An 18,586-nucleotide genomic window follows, 5' to 3' on the forward strand; every position below is an offset into this window, starting at 1 on the left:
GTGGGCCCTTTCTCTCCATTGAGCGGGTATTTCTCGGCGGCCCCGTATCAGGCCGCCGTCACCTTGGCCAGGAAGTCGGCGAGGTTGTCCCTGGTGCGGGCGACGCGTTCCTCGACGGTGAGGGTCTCCTCGCGGGCGGTGAGCCGCAATTTGGGCTGTTTCTTGCCGCGTATGTAGAGGGAGCAGGCGAGGTCGGCGCAGAAGTACAGGCCGACGGTGTTGCCTTCCCGTCCCGCGCGGCCGGCCCGTGGGGCGACGAACAGGTTGACCCCGGACGAGGCGTGGCTGGTCCAGCACACCTGGCACATGCTGGACCGCATGGCGCCGGTGCGGGATCCCGGAGCGGGCAGTCGTAGGGCTATTCCGACGGGCTTCTCCGGAGACGGATTGACGATATACGCCCGTTGTGGAGCGCCGGGATCGATCCAGCCGAGGAAGTCGAGGACCGCCCAGTCTATTTCTCTGAAATTGACGGGGAGGCGCATTCGACTTGCTTCGCCCTTGGTGCAGTTGACGAATGAATTTCGAATCGCCTGCTCGCTGATCGGGTCCATGCTGCGACAGTGTAGATCTATTTCATAACTCTATGGGCTCTTAACGTAGTTGGCGAACCATTTTCGTCGGACCGCTCCCCGCCAACGGATGGCAGGATGCGAGGACGCGGCGGGAGGGGCGGGAAGGGGCCGGGGCGCGATGGGGCGGAGTGAGCGGGAGGCGGTGGCCCGGGGCGGGCGGCTGTACGGGGCGGCGCGGGCGGTGGCCGGTGATCACGCGCGAGCCGTCGAGGCCGTACGGGAGGCCCTGGCGCCGATCCATGACGACCTGGCCCGGCGCGAGCTGGACGTCATCCCGGTGGCCCGGCTCAAGGACGTCACCGAGGGCAGGCTGCGGCTGGGCGAGGTGGAGAAGGGCGGGTTCCGGACGGTCGGGCAGGTACTCGATGCCGGGCCGTACCGGCTGCGCCAGCTGCCCGGGGTCGGTCAGCAGACCGCCGATCAGACCGTGGCCGCCGCCCGGCGGATCGCCGATGCCGTACGGGACACCATCGCCGTACACATCGACGTGGACCGGCCGGAGCCCCGGACCACCGCCCTGGTCATGGCGCTGAGCGTGTTGGTGGAGGCGGGCCCGGAGGCGCGCCGGGCCGTCGACGCGGCCGAGGCGCTGAACAAGCGGCTCGGTCCGCTGCTGGCCGAGGCGGGGCCGGCGGCCGGGCGGCTGCGCATGCTGTTCACCGGGCAGGCCACACGGGAACGGGCGCTGGCCGCAGTGGCCGAGATCCGCGCCCTGACCGAGCAGGCCGACCGGGACGGGGTTGCCGAACTGCTCGCCCAGGCCTCGGTCGACCTGCTGCGCCGCCCGGAGTCCGACCTGGCCGCCCTGGTCGACTTCGAACTGCGCTCCGCCGATTACTACGGCCTGCTCGCCGAACTCTCCGGCCACGCCCCCGACCCCGCGGCGGCCGAAGGGTTCCTGCCCGACGAGGTGGCCGAACGGGTCAGGACGCAGACGCTCGACGACACGCACCGCCGGGTCTCGCTGCGCGGCTACCAGGCCTTCGGCACCCGCTTCGCCCTCGCCCAGCGGCGGACGATCCTCGGCGACGAGATGGGGCTCGGCAAGACGATCCAGGCCATCGCCGCGCTGGCGCACCTCACCGCCGACGGGCAGAGCCACTTCATGGTGGTCTGCCCGGCCGGCGTGCTGATCAACTGGACCCGGGAGATCGAGAAGCGCAGCACGTTGCGGGTGACGCCGCTGCACGGCCCCGAACGGCACGAGGCGTTCGCCGACTGGAAGGACCGGGGCGGCGTCGCGGTCACCACCTTCGACGCCCTGCGCGGCTTCCCGGCGCCCGGCGGGGGCGAGTTGGGCATGCTCGTCGTCGACGAGGCGCACTACGTGAAGAACCCCGAGACCCTCCGCTCCAGGACCGTCTCCGCATGGGCCGCGCACTGCGACCGCGTGCTGTTCCTGACCGGTACGCCGATGGAGAACCGAGTCGCGGAGTTCCGCAGCCTGGTGCGGATCCTCCAGCCCGACCTGGCCGGGACCGTCGACGACCACGACGGAGTGGCGGGTTCCAAGGCGTTCCGCAAGGCGGTCGCGCCGGTCTATCTGCGCCGCAACCAGCAGGACGTCCTCACCGAACTCCCCGCGCTCCAGCACACGGACGAGTGGGAGGAGCCCAGCGCGGCGGACGAGGAGGCCTACCGCGAGGCCGTGCGCGCCGGCAACTTCATGGCGATGCGCAGAGCGGCGTACGCCCGCCCGGAGCGGTCGGCGAAACTGGACCGACTGCGCGAGATCGCCGGCGAGGCCGCCGAGAACGGGCTGAAGGTCGTCGTGTTCTCCGGCTTCCGGGACGTACTGGCGGTGGTGCGGGAGGCACTGGCGCGCGCGGAGACGCCGGGAGCAGGAACGGGAACGGGAACGGGAACGGGAATGGGGACGGGAATGGGGACGGGGACGGGAAGGGGAACGGAGGAGGGCCCGGGGTCGGCCAACGGAAGGGTCTTCGGGCCGATTTCAGGGAGCGTGCCGCCCGCCCGTCGGCAGCAGCTCGTCGACGACTTCGCCGCCGCGTCCGGTCACGCCGTGCTGCTCGCGCAGATCGAGGCGGGCGGAGTGGGCCTCAACATGCAGGCCGCGTCCGTCGTCATCCTCTGCGAGCCGCAGCTCAAGCCGACCGTCGAACACCAGGCGGTCGCCCGCGCCCACCGCATGGGCCAGGTCCGCTCGGTCCAGGTGCACCGCCTGCTCTGCACGGGCGGGGTGGACGAACGACTGGTGCGGCTGCTGGAGAACAAGTCCCGCCTGTTCGACGCGTACGCCCGCCGCAGCGCGGTCGCCGAGTCGACACCGGACGCCGTCGACATCTCGGACCTCGCCCTGGCCCGGCGCATCGTCGAGGAGGAGCAGGCGCGGCTGAGCCTGAGCACGACGACCGCCGAGCCGGCGGGGACGGCGACGGAAGAGGCGTGAGCGGCCCCGAGCGAGCGGACGGGTGCGAGTGGACGGGTGCGAGTGGACGGGTGTGAGCGGACGGGTGCGGGAGGACGGGTGCGAGCGGCCCGGCGTGGCCTCGCCACCGCCGTAGGTCAGCCCCGCCCCGTCGCCCGCCGGCACGCCTCCGCATACCCGCGCACCAGCGCCCGCCCCTCGTCCTCCCTGCGCCACGCCAGCGCGTAGCGGCTCGGCGAGAGCCCCCGCACCGGCCGGGTGACCACCCCGCCCAGGGTGATCAGCGGGGCGTTGCCGGTCGCCACGAGGCAGATGCCGAGGCCCGCGACCAGGGCCTCGTACGTCTCCTCCGTGCTCGCGATCTCCGCCCCGACGCGCGGCGCCCGGCCGCCCCGCTCGTCCAGGGCGAGCCAGTAGTCGCGCAACGGGCCGGCGCCCGGCGGCAGGGCGAGGAACGGCTCGTCCACCAGTTCCGTGAAGTCGATCTCCGTACGGCCCGCGAGCGGGTGCGATTCCAGGAGGGCGACCAGCCGGGGCTCCTCAGCGACCACCGTCCAGGTGTAGCGGCCTGCGTCGGGGAGGGGCAGCCAGACGAAGGCCACGTCGGCGTCGCCGTCGGCCAGGCCGGCCGTCGGGTCCTCCCAGCTCACCTGGCGCAGCCGCAGGGTGGTGTCCGGGTGGGCGGCGGTGAAGCGGGAGCGGATCGCCGGGAGCAGACCGCCGCGGCCCGGACTGGTGCTCATGCCGACGACGAGCGTGCCGCGCGCCGTCGCGCGGGCGGCCTCCACCGCCGCCGACCCCTGCGACCAGGCGTCCAGCACCCGCCGCGCATGCGGCAGCAGTGCCGTACCGGCCTCGGTCAGGGCCACGCCCTGCGGATCGCGGCGGAACAGCTCGACGCCCAACTGCCGCTCCAGCGACCGTACTTGCTTGCTCAGCGCGGGCTGCGAGACATACAACCGCTCGGCCGCACGGGTGAAGTGCAGCTCCTCGGCCACCGTCACGAAGTAGCGCAGATCGCGCACATGAACGTCCATGGTCATAACCATCGGTTATCAGCGTGGGTCTTGGACGGGCAACCGGTGCCGCCCGCACTCTGGGCTGCAAGCGATGCGACTACGAGGAGCTGTCATGAACAAGGTGTGGCTGATCACCGGCGCGACCAGCGGTTTCGGACGGGCGATCGCGGAGGCGGCGCTCGCGGAGGGCGACGTGGTGGTGGGCGCGGCACGGCGGCCCGAGCAACTGGACGACCTGGTGGCCGCGCACCCCGACCAGGTGGAGGCGCTGCGCCTGGACGTCACGGAGACGGGGGCCGCCGAGGCCGCCGTACGGGATGTGGTGGCGCGGCACGGACGGATCGACGTCCTGGTCAACAACGCGGGCCGCACCCACGTCGGCGCCTTCGAGGAGACGACGGAGCGGGAGCTGCGGGAGCTGTTCGAGGTGCATGTCTTCGGCCCTGCCGCGCTCACCCGGGCCGTGCTGCCGCACATGCGCGAGCGGCGCTCCGGGGCGATCGTGCAGATGAGCAGCATGGGCGGGCAGATGTCCTTCGCGGGCTTCTCGGCGTACAGCGGAACGAAGTTCGCCCTGGAGGGCCTCTCCGAGGGGCTCGCCGACGAGGTCGCCGAGTACGGCATCAAGGTGCTGATCGTCGAGCCGGGTTCGTTCCGTACGTCGCTGTTCGAGACCGGGCGGAAGGGAGTCAGCGCGGACAGCGGTCTGTACGCCAAGGTGTCCCGGACCCGCGGTTTCGTCTCGGGCGGCGACGGCACCCAGCCGGGTGACCCGGCGAAGGCGGCGGCCCTGATCCGAGCCGCGCTGGAGGCTGAACGGACCCCGCTGCGGCTGCCGTTGGGTGACGACGGGGTCACGGCCGTACTCGGCCATCTGGACCAGGTCCGTGAGGACGTCGTGGCGTGGGAGAAGTCGACGCGGGCGACGGGGTTCGACGACTGACACCGTTCCGCCACCGCGTGTTGAGCGGGGACAGGCCGCGACTCCGACTGCAGTGGCCTGTCCCCGCTCAAGAAGTCACCAGCAGAGCTTGCTCAGGGTGTGGGAGTCGCACGGCATGGGGGCGCTGGTGGCGGCCGAGGCGGCGGGAGCCGCGAGAGTGGCGAGGACGGCGGCTATGAAAAGGGTGGCTGCGTATCGCATGGGCATGGTCCTTCCTGGGTCGTCCGCCAGGACACGTTGTCCTGGCGGAATGGCTCCCAGCCTTGCGTAGAGCAACACAGCCTGCATGTCGAACGATCACGGACAGTGATCGGGTCGGGCGGATTTCGCCGTGCAGGGCCCTTGTGCAATTCCTGTAGAGCCCTCAATCTTTCGGCTGACGCACAGCAGTGGCACAGGAAATTGACATGCTCATGCAATGCGGCGCACCACCGATCGAGGAGGACCCCTCAGATGGCAGTGATGCGTAACTCCCGAAGAGACACCCGGCGAAGACTGGCCGCCCTCAGTGTGGCGGCCACCGCGGCCCTCACCGCGAGCCTCGTCTCCGCTCTCCCCGCCGCGGCCGCTCCCGAGGGCCGTATCCAGTACGCGGGCGCCCCCAACGCCGTCGCCGGCAGCTACATCGTGACCCTGAGGGCGGACCACGCCCGGTCGGGCTCCACGGCGGGGCGTGCCCTCGTCCAGAAGTACGGCGCCGGCATCGAGCGCACCTACCGGAAGGCCCTCAACGGCTACGCGATCGAGGCCTCCGAGGCCGAGGCCGAGCGGCTCGCCGCCGACCCGGCCGTCGCCTCCGTCGTCCAGAACCGCACCTTCGGCGTCGACGCGACCCAGACCAACCCGCCCTCCTGGGGCCTGGACCGCATCGACCAGAAGAACCTGCCGCTGAACAGCTCGTACACCTACCCGGACTCGGCCGGACAGGGCGTGACGGCGTACGTCATCGACACCGGCGTCCGCATCTCCCACGGCGACTTCGGCGGCCGGGCCTCCTACGGCTACGACGCCATCGACAACGACAACACCGCCCAGGACGGCCACGGCCACGGCACGCACGTCGCCGGCACGGTCGCCGGGACGGCGCACGGCGTCGCCAAGAAGGCGAAGATCGTCGGCGTGCGCGTGCTCAACAACTCCGGCCAGGGCACCACCGACCAGGTCGTCGCCGGCATCGACTGGGTCACCCAGAACGCGGTCAAGCCGGCCGTCGCCAACATGTCCCTGGGCGGCGGCGCCGACACCGCCCTCGACACCGCCGTACGCAACGCCGTCGCCTCCGGCATCACCTTCGCCGTCGCGGCCGGCAACGAGTCCACCAACGCCTCCACCCGGTCGCCCGCACGCGTCACCGAGGCCATCACGGTCGGCGCGACCACGAGCGGTGACGCCCGCGCGAGCTACTCCAACTACGGGTCGGTCCTGGACCTGTTCGCGCCTGGCTCGTCCATCACCTCGACCTGGAACACGAGCGATTCGGCGACCAACACCATCTCCGGCACGTCGATGGCGAGCCCGCACGTCGCGGGCGCGGCCGCGCTCCATCTCGCCGCCAACCCCTCGGCCACCCCGGCCCAGGTCGCCGCGGCCCTGACGTCCGCCGCCACGACCGGCGTCGTCACCAGCCCCGGCACGGGCTCGCCCAACCGGCTCCTCAACGTCGGCGGCGGTACGACCACCCCGCCCGGCCCCCGCTTCGAGAACACCGGTGACTACGCGATCGCCGACAACTCCACCGTCGAGTCCCCGGTGACGGTCTCCGGCGTCTCCGGCAACGCGCCCTCCGCCCTGGCCGTGGAGGTCCACATCGTCCACACGTACATCGGCGACCTCCAGGTCCAGCTGATCGCCCCCGACGGCACGGCCTACACGCTGAAGTCGTACGGCACGGGCGGCAGTTCGGACAACATCAACACCACGTACTCGGTGAACGCCTCCTCGGAGGCCGCCAACGGCACGTGGAAGCTCCGCGTGAGCGACAACGCGAACCTCGACACCGGGCGCATCGACGCCTGGGCCCTCCAGTTCCAGCCCTGAGTCAGGGTCAGCACTCCTCCTCGTCCTCGCGGTACGGCTCCGGGTACGTGACCCGGCCGGCCGCGGGGACGAGCCGTGTGCGGCGGTGCCCACGCCCCGTAAGGGGCGCGGGGCCATATCCAATGACATCCCCCGTCGTCCCCCGCTTACGATTCGCCCAGTCGTACGCCCGTTCCACGCCCGGCGCCGCCGCCCGAAACCAGGAGCACGGTACTCGTGTCCATACCTCCGCCTCCCGGACCCCACCAGTCACAAGGGTCCCCGGAGCAGCCCCGGGGGCCGTACGCGCAGGGCCAGTACCCGCCGCCGGCGCCGTATCCGTACAGCGCACCCGGTGCCCCGGGGCCGTACCCGTACCACCTCTACGGCCCGTACGGCCGCCCCGGGCCCGTCAACGGCGTGGCCATCGGGGCCCTCGTCCTCGGCATCCTCTGCTTCGTGCCCGCCGTGGGGCTGGTGCTGGGGGTGATCGCGCTGGCGCAGATCAAGAGGAAGGGCGAGCGCGGCAAGGGCATGGCGATCGCCGGGTCCGTGCTGTCCTCCGTCGGGCTCGCGTTGTGGGCGCTGGCGCTGTCCACGGGCTCCGCGTCCGACTTCTGGGACGGCTTCAAGGGCGCCGCCGGCGGCGACGGCACCGCCTACGCGCTCGCCAAGGGCGACTGCTTCGACACCCCCTCCGGCGATCTGGAGGGCGACGCCTACGACGTCGACGAGGTGTCCTGCGCCGGCGGGCACGACGGCGAGGTGTTCGCCGTCGTCACGCTGCCGGGCGGCTCCTTCCCGGGCGACGACGAGATCGAGCTGACCGCGGACGACAAGTGCTATGCCCTCCAGGACGGCTACGCCATGGACACCTGGGCCGTACCGGACGACGTGGACGTCTACTACCTCGTCCCCTCCCGGCAGAGCTGGCGCCTAGGCGACCGCGAGATCACCTGCCTGTTCGGCAGCACGGCCGAGAACGGCAGGCTGACCGGCTCGCTGCGCACCGACCCGACGACGCTCGACGCCGACCAGACCGCCTTCCTCACCGCGACCAACGCCATCGACACGGTCCTGTACGAGGAGCCCGAGGAATACCCCGAGGAGGACCTGGCGGCCAACCAGGCCTGGGCGAAGGACGTTCACACCGTGCTCGGAGAGCAGATCGAGGCGCTGCGCGGGCACAGCTGGCCCGCCGAGGCCGGGAAGCCGGTCGCCGAGCTGGCCGAGGAGATGGAGGCGGCCCGCAAGGAGTGGTCACGGGCGGCCGCGGCGAAGGACGCGGACACGTACTTCACGCACTACGACAGCGGGTACGCATACGTCGACGGCCCCACGACCGTCACCGCGCGCAAGGCTCTGGGCCTGGACACCACGGTCCCGGCCCCCTATGAGGACGACTCCGACAGCGGCGGGAGCGGGAGCGAGGACGGACTCGCCGTCTGAGCGGATGTGTGAGCGCGGCTATAGCGGGGAGAAAGTGCCTGCGTAAAGCCCTCCGGGGGCACAAGTCATCACATCGAGTGATTCTCTGGCCTTTGCTTGCATGGGACAACCCACGGTTGCCACCCTGTTGCTGTCTGTACAAGCTGATGGGAGCGGCCAGTGACTTTCGGTGAGCAGCCGGCGTACCTGCGCGTCGCGGGTGATCTCCGCAAGAAGATCGTCGACGGTTCGCTGCCACCGCACACCCGCCTCCCGTCCCAGGCCAGGATCCGCGAGGAGTACGGCGTCTCGGACACCGTCGCGCTGGAGGCCCGCAAGGTGCTGATGGCCGAGGGGCTGGTCGAGGGCCGCTCGGGCTCCGGGACGTACGTCCGTGAGCGGCCCGTGCCCCGCCGGATCTCCCGCTCCGGCTTCCGCCCGCCGGCCGGCGCCACGCCCTTCCGGCAGGAGCAGGCCGACGGCGAGACACGCGGCACCTGGGAGTCCAGCAGCGCGCAGGCCGAGGCGAGCGTCGCCGTCGCCGAGCGGCTCGGCATCCGGCCCGGCGACCGCGTCATGTGCACGAGGTACCTCTTCCGGGACGCCGGCGAGGCGATGATGCTCTCCACCTCCTGGGAACCGCTCGCCGTCACCGGCCGTACGCCCGTGATGCTGCCCGAGGAGGGCCCGCTCGGTGGCATGGGCGTCGTCGAACGCATGGCGGCCATCGACGTCGTCGTGGACAACGTCACCGAGGAGGTGGGCGCGCGCCCGGGCCTCGCGGAGGAACTGCTGACGCTGGGTGGCGTCCCGGGTCATGTGGTCGTGGTCATCCAGCGCACCTACTACGCCTCCGGCCGTCCGGTGGAGACGGCGGACGTGGTGATTCCGGCGGACCGCTACCGGGTCGCGTACCACCTCCCGGTGAAGTAGCGCACTCGTTCGTGAAGTAGCGCACACCTTCACGGTAGTTACCTCCGGCAGCGCCTCAACTCCCGCCCCTTCGCGCGCCGTTCGAATCTGGCCGTTTTCGCAGGTCGTCACCGGCGTGTGCGGTATGCCCGTGACCGGATGCATCGACGTCTCCGCACGGCGCATTCGATGCCGTGCGCCCCCTGCGACTTGGCTGGTTGCGTACCTCTTTGTGAAAAGCCGTATTCGCAGCGTAAAGGTTAGGCGTAGGCTCGGGCATATGCGGATTGCGGTTTCCTTAGCGGGTGGGGCACGGCACAGGCCGCGAGCGGGACTCGGGCGGTCGTGGGCGGGAAGGAGCGGTGGGGCGCGATGAACGACAGCACGATCACTCTCCCTTGGCTCGTGATTCGGCAGGACGACAACGGCAATCGCTACCGCGTCGGCCGGTACGCGACTCGGGCGGAGGCCCAGAAGATCGCGGACAGCCTCGACGGTCGCGGACACAAGCAGCTGTACTGGGTCGAGCGGCTCGCGCAGAACGGCGACAGCGCGGACCACTGACGCAAGGGCTTTCGGTGCGCCCCGAAGGGGCGCGGGGCTATGTCGCTACGCGGCTCCGCCGCGGGGCGCGATCAGCCTTGATGGCGCCGCACTCGAAGGACGGCGTGTCGCGGCCCCGCGGCGCAGCCGCATATCGGCCCGGCGAGCGGAGCGCTTAGGCTCCGGCGCATGACGGAACGGATCGTGGTCGGCGCCGCGCTGTTGGAGGGGGGCCGCCTGCTCGCGGCGCGCCGCAGCGCCCCCGAGGAGCTGGCCGGACGCTGGGAGTTGCCCGGAGGCAAGGTGGAGCCCGGCGAGACGCCCGAGGCGGCGCTCGTGCGGGAGCTGCGGGAGGAACTCGGCGTGGACGCCGAAGTGATCGAGCGTGTGCCGGGGGCGTGGCCCCTGAAGCCCCCCTACGTCCTGCACGTGTGGACGGTCCGACTCCTTGCCGGTTCCGGGGAACCCGAGCCCCTCCAGGACCACGACGCGCTGCGCTGGCTTGAGGCCGGGGAACTCTGGGACGTGGACTGGCTGGACCAGGATGTGCCGGCGGTCCGGGAGGTGGCGGGGCGGCTTCGTTCCTGAGGAGACTTCCCGGATTCCTACCCTGTCGCCTGCCTTCCCTGCGGTACGGTACCGCCCCCCGAATATCGGGTATGTGGTCACTAACCCTGCGAAACCGGACATGTGTGAACCCGCTGGCCTGGGAAGTGATCGGCGTGATCGACACCGATGGCGGCTGCGCCGAGTGGACCTTTCCCGCGGAGGCGGGCGCGGTGCGCGCGGCGCGGGCCGCCGTGCGTGGCCGGCTGCGTGACTGGGACCTCGACAGCCTGGCCGATCTCGCGGTGCTGCTGGTCAGCGAGCTGGTGACCAACTCCCTGCGACACGCCACGGGGCCCATCGGCGTACGCCTGGTACGCCCCGCCGACCTCGACGGCGTCCTTCTGGTCGAGGTCTCCGACCCCCTCCCGGACCCACCCCGCGAACGTGTCGCCCACCTCGAGGACGAGAGCGGCCGCGGACTCCAGCTCGTGGCGCATTCCTCGCGCCGATGGGGTACCCGGCCGGGCCGGAACACCGGGAAGACCGTGTGGTTCGAGCTCGCGGTGCCGGAGTGACCGTGGCGGTGTACGCCCGCCCCCGGCCTGTCGACCGACTGGTTCAGGCCAGTGGCGGTTGTCGAAACGCGTGATTCGACTGCGTGTCAGCTGGTTAGAAGACTGGAAGTGTTTCCGCGGCGGGGACCGAAAACCATCGGGAACGTGCTGTGATCGTGAACACCGTGTTGTGCGGGGCCGTAGTGCTGGATACTGCGGGCAGCCGCCGCCGGTGACCGGTGCCGGACGCGGTGAGCTGGAGGGGACGGTTCGCGTGAGCGAGATACCAGCGAAGGCCACGGAGTTTGAGGACCCGTCGGACGGCGCGAGGCGGAAGACCGCGGGGGAGCGGGCCTACGGCACAGAGGCCGCTCACGGCGATTCCCACGGCACACGCACCACACGCGCCTCTCACGACACACAGGCCTCCGGCGACACCGGCACAAGCGACTCCCGGGGTCCGTTCGCCTCGGACGCCTCCGCCTCTCGCGACCCCGGTTTCGCCTTCGACGAGCCCCGCCCCGGCGACCCGGTCTGGCAGAGCAGCCCGCCCGGCTCGATCTACGACTACATCAAGGTCGCGTCCTTCTCGATCGGCCCCGACGGCCTGGTCGAGCAGTGGAGCCTGCGCGCCGAACAGCTCTTCGGCATCCCGGCCGAGCGTGCCGTCGGCATGGACCCCATCGAGGCGTTCATCGACCCGGACCTGCGCGAGCAGGGCCAGCGCAAGATGGCCGAGATCCTGGACGGACGGGAGTGGACCGGCGTGGTCCCCTTCCGGACGCCGGACGGCGCGGACGGACGGCGCGGTCAGGACGGGCTCGCCGAGGTGTACGTCATGCCGACGCGGACCGAGGACGGGGAGAAGGCCGCCGTCTGCATCGTCGTCGATGTCCGCACACTCCGTCGGATGGAGACCGACCTCGCCGCCTCGCAGGCGATATTCGGTCAATCTCCGTTCGGTTTCCTGCTGATCGACCCCGACCTGCGGGTGCGCCGCGCCAACCACCGGTTCGCCTCCCTCTTCGGCGGCACCCCCGACGACCATCGCGGCCGAGGCGTCCACGACTATCTGCCGCGCCCCGAGGCCGACCGCGTCGCGGCGACCCTGCGCCGCGTCCTGGAGAGCGGCGACTCCATCACGGACATGCACGTCACCGGGTTTGTGCCCGGCTCCGACGAGCGCCGCCACTGGTCCGTCTTCCTCTACCGGGTGCACAGCGGCAGCGGCCGCCCCATCGGCATCGCCTGGCTCGGAACCGACATCACCGCCCGTCGCGCCGCCGCCCGCGAGGCCGCCGCCGCCCGGCGCAATCTCGCCCTGCTGAACGAGGCCGGCGCCCGCATCGGCAACTCCCTCGACCTGGAGACCACGGCCCGCGAACTCCTCGACGTCGTGGTCCCCGGCTTCTGCGACCTGGCCACGGTCGACCTCTACCAGGGGCTGCTGGCCGGCGACGAGACCCCGCCCGGCCTCGCCGACGGCAGCGCGGAACTGCGCCGTGTCGCCTTCTCCAGCGCCGTCTCCGACGCGCCCTTCGTCGGCGGTGGCGTCCCCGTCGCGGTCGGCGCCGTCCACCACTACCCGTTCAACTCGCCCTGCGCGGACGCCCTGCGCACCGCCCGGCCGCAGTACGTGCCCGGCGAGGAGGGCGGCCTCGTGCAGTCCACGCTCGCGGTGCCGATGGTCGCCCACGACACGGTCGTAGGACTGGCGCAGTTCGCCCGTACGAAGGGGAGTGAGCCGTTCGGTGACCGGGACCGCGATCTCGCGGTGGAGCTGGCCGCGCGTGCGGCGGTGTGCATCGACAACGCCCGCCTGTACCGGCGCGAGCACGAACGCGCGCTGATACTGCAACGGTCCCTGCTGCCGCCGGGGGACCCGGTCGCGTCCGGCCTGGACATCGCCTGCCGCTATCTGCCGGGCAACTCCTCCTCCGACCGGCCCAGTGAGGTGGGCGGCGACTGGTTCGACGTCATCGAACTCCCCGGCCACCGCACGGCGTTGGTCGTCGGGGACGTCATGGGACGGGGCCTGCGCGCGGCCGTGGCGATGGGCGAACTCCGTTCCGCCGTACGGACGCTGGCGTTGCTGGACCTCGAACCGGCCGAGGTCCTCTCGGCGCTGGACGAGATCGCCCGCGGCCTCGGCGCCCCCGGCGGCGTCCAGCAGGCCACCCGCGCGGCCCGCCGGCCCCGGGAGGCGGACCTGTCCGAGGTGTACCTCGCGACCTGCGTGTACGCGGTCTACGACTCCGTCACACGCCGCTGCACCTTCGCGAACGCCGGTCATCTGCCGCCGGTCCTCGTCGAACCCGGCGAGGACGCGCTGATGCTCGACGTGCCGCCGGGGATGCCACTGGGTGTGGGCGGGGAGCCGTTCGAGGAGGTGGAAGTCGAACTCCCGGAGGGCGCGCTGCTGGCCCTCTACACGGACGGCCTGGTCGAGTCCCGCGACCACCCCCTGGACGAGGGCCTGCAAGCCTTCGTCGGCACGCTCACCGACCCGACCCGCCCGCTGGAGGACGTCTGCGACCACGTCCTCAACACCCTCGACAGCCACCACGGCGAGGACGACATCGCGCTGCTGATGGCACGTGTCCAGGGGCTGCCCGCCGAGTCGGTCGGCGACTGGACCCTGCCCCGCGAGCCGCGCAGCGTGGGCCGCGCCCGTGAGTACGCCCGCGGCCAGCTGCTGTCGTGGGACCTCGAACCCCTGGTCGACACCACGGAGCTGCTGGTCAGCGAACTGGTCACGAACGCCCTGCGCTACGGCGAGGGCGACATCAGGCTGAGGCTGCTGCTGGACCGCACACTGGTCTGCGAGGTCTGGGACTCCGGCCTGGTCCAGCCGCGCCGCCGCCGAGCCCGTGACACGGACGAGGGCGGGCGTGGGCTGCAACTGGTCGGCCTGCTCAGCGCCGCGTGGGGCTCCCGCCGGACGCCGCGCGGCAAGACGGTGTGGTTCGAACTGCCGCTGCCGGACGGCGAGAACGGGGTGGCGGACCCGGCGGAGGCCTTGCTGAGCCTGTTCTGAGTGGCGACGTCCGGCCTCGGCTTCGCCTTCGGCCGGAGGTGTTTCCCACCCGCACTGCCCGTGCGGCTTTCGTCGTCGGGTGCGGGTGGCCCCGGTGGGGGCTTCTCGCCGTCGGTGTCCGCGAGTTCGTTCACACAGGGGGCGCGCCTCCGCGTCGGCCCCGGGTGCGCGGTCCGCCGAAGCCGGCCGGGGACCCGCCGGCCAGGACGCCGCCGAGAAGGGCTCCGGCGAGGCCGTTGACGTCCTCGGCGGGGCTGTCGACGGGGTGGCCGTGGACGCGGATGTCCTGTTCGGCCAGGTCGTGGGCCTGTTGGGCCAGGGCGTCGGCCGCGAGGAGGTCGGCGAGTTCCGGGCGTGGCGCTCGGCCGGCCGGGGCGGACACCGGGGGAGCGAGCAGGCGCCGGGCCTCCGCCAGCCGGGTGCGCGCCTCACTCCCCACCGCCGCCCGGTGCGTCGCGACGACATCGTCCGCACCGCCGACCGCACCGCGCGCGCAGACCAGCGCGGCGGCCGGAATCACCCCGGCCCGCCCCACGGCGACGGGCCCGACGGCCCGCACGATCCGCCGCAGCAGGTCCAGGGGGTCGTACGGCCGCCCCGAGGTCAGCTCTTCGCGTACGCCGGCCAGGGCGAGGTCGGCGTGGGCGACCCGGGCGCGCAGCTCGCCGGGAGGGACGTCCACGTACGGGTCTCCCACCCCCGCGAGCGACTCCCGCGCCCCGGCGATCTCCACCTCACCGCCGGTCAGCGCGGTCGGCACCAGCGCCGAGGCCGTGGCGAGATCACCGGCGAGCCGTTCGACTGCCTCGACGAAGATGGCGGCCTGGGCGATGGCCCCCTCGGCGGCACGCAAGTGGCCCGCCGCCCGTTCGTTGTCGCCCAGGTCGGCGGACTGGCGGGCGTGGTTGAGACGCGTCGTGGCGAACACCAGCCGGTCCTTGGCCTGCTCGACATGGCCCGCGACGGCGGCGGTGGCGGAGGGGGCGTACCGCTCGCCCAGCCCGCGCAGAGTCGCGCCGGCACCCCCGGTCCGCCCGGCCAGCGCCCGGAACCGTCCCTCGGCGACGACCAGGGCCTGGCCCAGCCCCCCGCCCAGGCCCTGCTCCAGCCCCCGCACCTGATCGAACGCGGCGGCCTGAGCATCCAGCAGCCGCCCCGCCTCCTGACACCGCCCGACGATCCCGGCGAGCGCGTGCCGCCGGGCCGCACCCTCCTTCGGCACCCCGCCCTCGTACTGCCACCGCATCCGAAAGGCGACCGTCAACTCGCCCGCGGCGTCGCTCAGGGCCCGAGCGAGGGGCTCGATCACTTCCCCGTACTCGACCGCCTCAAGGTGCGCGAGGTCCTCCCCCTCGAACCTCCCCTCGACAAAGCCCAGCTCCTCCCCACTGACCCGCACCCAGTCGTCCGCCTCGACCAGCAGAGCCCGAGCCCGCTCGTCGAGTTCCCCGACGGGCGGCTCGGCGACCTGAACCGGCGCTCCACCGGGTGTCGTACGCCCCCGCGCCCGCCGTCTGCGCCGCATGAGCCCGTATCCGGCGAGCACCGCCGCCGCGACCACGGCCAGCCCCGGCATCACCAGATCGACGTCCGAGGTCCCCTTGTCCTCCCCCTGAGCCACCGCACCGGCGACAGCCCGGTCCGGCCCGCCCGCGGCCGCGCCCCCATCACCGACCGTCACCCCGGGCAACACCAGCCACACCACCCCGACCAGCCCGCCCACCAGCGCGAGCAGCACCCGCACCGATATGCGCGAGGTACCACGCCGGGGGCGGCCCCGTATCAAGGATGGCGTCACATTTCGGAGCGTATGAGCAGGAATGCCGGGGCGCGACCGGACCAGCGAGGAGTCACCGGACTGCGCGGTGGCTCCGGGAAGGGGGTTACCCGCCCGGCGAAGTCCGCCGCTTGATCTTGTTCCCCAGCCACACGAGCGGGTCGTACTTACGGTCGACCGCCCGTTCCTTCAAGGGAATCAGCGCATTGTCCGTGATCTTGATGCCCTCGGGGCAGACCTCCGTGCAGCACTTGGTGATGTTGCAGTAGCCGAGGCCGTGTTCGTCCTGGGCCGTGGCCTTGCGGTCCAGGCCCGACTCGGCGGCCGCGTCCAGGGGGTGCATGTCGAGTTCGGCGACGCGCATCAGGAAGCGCGGGCCCGCGAACGCCGGCTTGTTCTCCTCGTGGTCGCGGACGACATGGCAGGTGTCCTGGCACAGGAAGCACTCGATGCACTTGCGGAACTCCTGGGAGCGGTCCACGTCCTCCTGCATCATGCGGTACTCGCCCGGGGCCAGCCCCTCCGGCGGCACGAAGGACGGGACCTCGCGCGCCTTGGCGTAGTTGAAGTTGACGTCCGTGACGAGATCGCGGACCACCGGGAACGCCCGCAGCGGCGTCACCGTGATCGTCTCCTCCCGGGTGAACACCGACATCCGCGTCATGCACATCAGCCGCGGACGCCCGTTGATCTCCGCGGAGCACGAACCGCACTTGCCCGCCTTGCAGTTCCAGCGGACGGCCAGGTCGGGGGCCTGGGTGGCCTGGAGGCGGTGGATGATGTCGAGGACCACCTCACCGTCGTTCACCTCGACCTTGAAGTCCTCCAGGCCGCCGCCCTGCACATCGCCCCGCCACACCTTGAAGCGGGCCTCATAGCTGCTCACTGGTACAGCTCCTCTTCGGCGAGGTACTTGACCAGCTCCTCCTTGTCGAAGAGAGCCAGCAGGTCCTGACGGACGGGGTCGGTGGTCTCACGCAGCAGGGTGATCTGGCCGCCTTCGGGGTCGGTGGCCGCGAGGCCGCCCGTCGGGTCGGCCAGTCGGCACAGCAGGTTGATGTTGCGCCACTTGCGGTCCATCGTCGGATGGTCCTCGCGGGTGTGGCCGCCGCGTGACTCCGTGCGCTCCAGCGCCGCCCGTGCCACGCACTCGCTGACCAGCAGCATGTTGCGCAGGTCGAGCGCGAGGTGCCAGCCGGGGTTGAACTGACGGTGGCCCTCGACGCCGGCCCGGCGGGCGCGTACGCGCAGGTCCGCCAGCTTCTGCAGCGCCTGCTCCATCTCGGCCTCGCGGCGGATGATGCCGACGAGGTCGTTCATCGTCTGCTGGAGTTCCTGGTGGAGGGTGTACGGGTTCTCCGGCGGGCGCCCGTCGTCCGGGCCCCCGGCGGGACCCTCCGCTGAGAAGGGCCGCAGCGCCTCCGCGGCCGCCGTGTCGACCTGCATATCGCTGACCTCGGGGCGTTGAAAGGCCTGCGCGGCCGCGTACTCGGCGGCGTGCCAGCCCGCCCGGCGGCCGAAGACCAGCAGGTCGGAGAGGGAGTTCCCGCCGAGGCGGTTGGAGCCGTGCATCCCGCCCGCCACCTCTCCGGCCGCGTACAGGCCCGGCACCCCGCGCGCCGCCGCCGTGTCCGACGCGACCGCGATGCCGCCCATGACGTAGTGACAGGTCGGCCCGACCTCCATCGCCTCCGCCGTGATGTCCACGTCCGCCAGCTCCTTGAACTGGTGGTACATGGAGGGCAGTCGACGGCGGATGACCTCCGCCGGCATCCGGGTGGACACGTCCAGGAAGACCCCGCCGTGCGGGGAGCCCCGACCCGCCTTCACCTCGGCGTTGATCGCCCGCGCCACCTCGTCACGCGGGAGCAGCTCCGGAGGCCGCCGGTTGTTGTCCGGGTCCTCGTACCAGCGGTCGCCCTCCTCCTCCGACTGGGCGTACTTCTCCTTGAAGACGTCGGGGATGTAGTCGAACATGAACCGCTTGCCCTCGGAGTTGCGCAGCACCCCTCCGTCGCCGCGCACCGACTCCGTGACCAGGATGCCCTTCACCGACGGCGGCCAGACCATGCCCGTCGGATGGAACTGCACGAACTCCATGTTGAGCAGGGGAGCGCCCGCGAGCAGCGCCAGCGCATGGCCGTCGCCGGTGTACTCCCACGAGTTCGACGTCACCTTGAAGGACTTGCCGATGCCGCCCGTCGCGATCACCACGGCGGGGGCGTCCAGGACGAAGAAGCGGCCGGTCTCGCGCTCGTAGGCGAAGACCCCCGAGACCCGGCTGCCGTCCTTCAGGATCCGGGTGACCGTGCACTCCTGGTAGATCTTCAGGCGGGACTCGTAGTCGCCGGTCTCCTTCTTGTCCTGCTGCTGGAGCGAGACGATCTTCTGCTGGAGCGTGCGGATCAGCTCCAGTCCGGTGCGGTCGCCGACGTGCGCGAGGCGCGGGTACTCATGGCCGCCGAAGTTGCGCTGGGAGATACGGCCGTCCTTCGTACGGTCGAAGAGCGCCCCCCAGGTCTCCAGCTCCCACACCCGGTCCGGTGCCTCCTGCGCGTGCAGCTCGGCCATCCGCCACTGGTTGAGGAACTTGCCGCCGCGCATGGTGTCGCGGAAGTGGACCTGCCAGTTGTCGTGCTCGTTGGCGTTGGCCATGGCCGCCGCGATACCGCCCTCGGCCATCACCGTGTGCGCCTTGCCGAACAGCGACTTGCAGATCACGGCCGTACGGGCGCCCCGCTCCCGCGCCTCGATCGCCGCACGCAGGCCCGCGCCCCCGGCGCCGACCACGACGACGTCCCACTCCTGCCGTTCGACCACGGACATTGGTTTCAGTCCCCACTC

General features: G+C 71.6%; 15 protein-coding genes. 9 read left to right on the forward strand and 6 right to left on the reverse strand.

Annotated features, from left to right (window positions below):
* Positions 1-47: 47 nt before the first annotated feature.
* Entirely contained in the window at positions 48-554 is a 507-nt protein-coding gene (locus tag ABIE67_RS30030; protein WP_370264430.1) for an FBP domain-containing protein, read from the reverse strand.
* Between the two features lie 139 nt (positions 555-693).
* On the opposite strand from ABIE67_RS30030, the gene ABIE67_RS30035 reads away from it, so the two are divergent.
* Positions 694-2,985, forward strand: a complete 2,292-nt coding sequence (locus ABIE67_RS30035; RefSeq protein ID WP_370264433.1) for a DEAD/DEAH box helicase — start codon at positions 694-696, stop codon at positions 2,983-2,985.
* 116 nt (positions 2,986-3,101) lie between these two features.
* Here the strand turns inward: ABIE67_RS30035 and ABIE67_RS30040 are convergent, their stop codons facing one another.
* Positions 3,102-4,013 (reverse strand): LysR family transcriptional regulator, encoded by a 912-nt coding sequence (locus ABIE67_RS30040; RefSeq protein ID WP_370264437.1) that lies wholly within the window; start codon positions 4,011-4,013, stop codon positions 3,102-3,104.
* 82 nt (positions 4,014-4,095) lie between these two features.
* Between ABIE67_RS30040 and ABIE67_RS30045 the strand changes: the two genes are divergently transcribed.
* Positions 4,096-4,926 (forward strand): oxidoreductase, encoded by an 831-nt coding sequence (locus ABIE67_RS30045; RefSeq protein WP_370264442.1) that lies wholly within the window; start codon positions 4,096-4,098, stop codon positions 4,924-4,926.
* A 75-nt stretch (positions 4,927-5,001) separates the two neighbouring features.
* Here the strand turns inward: ABIE67_RS30045 and ABIE67_RS30050 are convergent, their stop codons facing one another.
* Complete coding sequence (locus ABIE67_RS30050; protein ID WP_370264446.1) at positions 5,002-5,127, reverse strand: hypothetical protein; 126 nt, start codon at positions 5,125-5,127, stop codon at positions 5,002-5,004.
* A gap of 252 nt (positions 5,128-5,379) precedes the next feature.
* Between ABIE67_RS30050 and ABIE67_RS30055 the strand changes: the two genes are divergently transcribed.
* The 7 genes from ABIE67_RS30055 to ABIE67_RS30085 all read left to right on the forward strand — a co-directional run bounded on the left by ABIE67_RS30055 (position 5,380) and on the right by ABIE67_RS30085 (position 13,965).
* On the forward strand, positions 5,380-6,963 hold the full coding sequence (locus tag ABIE67_RS30055) for a S8 family serine peptidase (protein ID WP_370264451.1): 1,584 nt from the start codon (positions 5,380-5,382) through the stop codon (positions 6,961-6,963).
* Positions 6,964-7,179: 216 nt separating this feature from the next.
* A complete protein-coding gene (locus ABIE67_RS30060; RefSeq protein ID WP_370264455.1) occupies positions 7,180-8,391 on the forward strand; it encodes a DUF4190 domain-containing protein in 1,212 nt (403 codons plus the stop codon).
* Positions 8,392-8,550: 159 nt separating this feature from the next.
* Positions 8,551-9,303, forward strand: coding sequence for a GntR family transcriptional regulator (locus ABIE67_RS30065; protein ID WP_370264460.1), 753 nt, complete (start codon positions 8,551-8,553; stop codon positions 9,301-9,303).
* A gap of 351 nt (positions 9,304-9,654) precedes the next feature.
* The gene (locus ABIE67_RS30070; RefSeq protein ID WP_030049322.1) at positions 9,655-9,846 is read left to right on the forward strand and encodes an SPOR domain-containing protein; all 192 of its coding nucleotides are present in this window, start codon (positions 9,655-9,657) and stop codon (positions 9,844-9,846) included.
* Between the two features lie 168 nt (positions 9,847-10,014).
* Complete coding sequence (locus ABIE67_RS30075; protein WP_370264467.1) at positions 10,015-10,413, forward strand: (deoxy)nucleoside triphosphate pyrophosphohydrolase; 399 nt, start codon at positions 10,015-10,017, stop codon at positions 10,411-10,413.
* A gap of 104 nt (positions 10,414-10,517) precedes the next feature.
* A complete protein-coding gene (locus ABIE67_RS30080) occupies positions 10,518-10,949 on the forward strand; it encodes an ATP-binding protein (protein ID WP_370264471.1) in 432 nt (143 codons plus the stop codon).
* 253 nt (positions 10,950-11,202) lie between these two features.
* A complete protein-coding gene (locus ABIE67_RS30085; RefSeq protein WP_370264476.1) occupies positions 11,203-13,965 on the forward strand; it encodes a SpoIIE family protein phosphatase in 2,763 nt (920 codons plus the stop codon).
* Between the two features lie 130 nt (positions 13,966-14,095).
* Here ABIE67_RS30085 and ABIE67_RS30090 read toward each other — a convergent pair whose 3' ends face one another.
* From ABIE67_RS30090 to ABIE67_RS30100, 3 genes are all read right to left on the reverse strand, one after another.
* Positions 14,096-15,763 (reverse strand): hypothetical protein, encoded by a 1,668-nt coding sequence (locus ABIE67_RS30090; RefSeq protein WP_370264480.1) that lies wholly within the window; start codon positions 15,761-15,763, stop codon positions 14,096-14,098.
* A gap of 85 nt (positions 15,764-15,848) precedes the next feature.
* Entirely contained in the window at positions 15,849-16,628 is a 780-nt protein-coding gene (locus ABIE67_RS30095) for a succinate dehydrogenase/fumarate reductase iron-sulfur subunit (protein ID WP_370264484.1), read from the reverse strand.
* Positions 16,625-18,568: a fumarate reductase/succinate dehydrogenase flavoprotein subunit gene (locus tag ABIE67_RS30100; RefSeq protein WP_370264489.1), complete on the reverse strand. Its 1,944-nt coding sequence runs from the start codon at positions 18,566-18,568 to the stop codon at positions 16,625-16,627. Before ABIE67_RS30100 ends, ABIE67_RS30095 begins: the two co-directional genes overlap by 4 nt.
* Positions 18,569-18,586: the final 18 nt, after the last annotated feature.

It is taken from the genome of Streptomyces sp. V4I8, assembly GCF_041261225.1.
GTDB lineage: Bacteria > Actinomycetota > Actinomycetes > Streptomycetales > Streptomycetaceae > Streptomyces.

What these genes read in the sequence shown, in the direction of transcription:
- ABIE67_RS30035 (WP_370264433.1), top strand. Translation starts at nt 694, where the DNA reads ATGGGGCGGAGTGAGCGGGAGGCGGTGGCCCGGGGCGGGCGGCTGTAC.
- ABIE67_RS30100 (WP_370264489.1), bottom strand. Translation starts at nt 18,568, where the DNA reads ATGTCCGTGGTCGAACGGCAGGAGTGGGACGTCGTCGTGGTCGGCGCC.
- ABIE67_RS30050 (WP_370264446.1), bottom strand. Translation starts at nt 5,127, where the DNA reads ATGCGATACGCAGCCACCCTTTTCATAGCCGCCGTCCTCGCCACTCTC.
- ABIE67_RS30045 (WP_370264442.1), top strand. Translation starts at nt 4,096, where the DNA reads ATGAACAAGGTGTGGCTGATCACCGGCGCGACCAGCGGTTTCGGACGG.
- ABIE67_RS30070 (WP_030049322.1), top strand. Translation starts at nt 9,655, where the DNA reads ATGAACGACAGCACGATCACTCTCCCTTGGCTCGTGATTCGGCAGGAC.
- ABIE67_RS30055 (WP_370264451.1), top strand. Translation starts at nt 5,380, where the DNA reads ATGGCAGTGATGCGTAACTCCCGAAGAGACACCCGGCGAAGACTGGCC.
- ABIE67_RS30030 (WP_370264430.1), bottom strand. Translation starts at nt 554, where the DNA reads ATGGACCCGATCAGCGAGCAGGCGATTCGAAATTCATTCGTCAACTGC.
- ABIE67_RS30040 (WP_370264437.1), bottom strand. Translation starts at nt 4,013, where the DNA reads ATGGTTATGACCATGGACGTTCATGTGCGCGATCTGCGCTACTTCGTG.
- ABIE67_RS30075 (WP_370264467.1), top strand. Translation starts at nt 10,015, where the DNA reads ATGACGGAACGGATCGTGGTCGGCGCCGCGCTGTTGGAGGGGGGCCGC.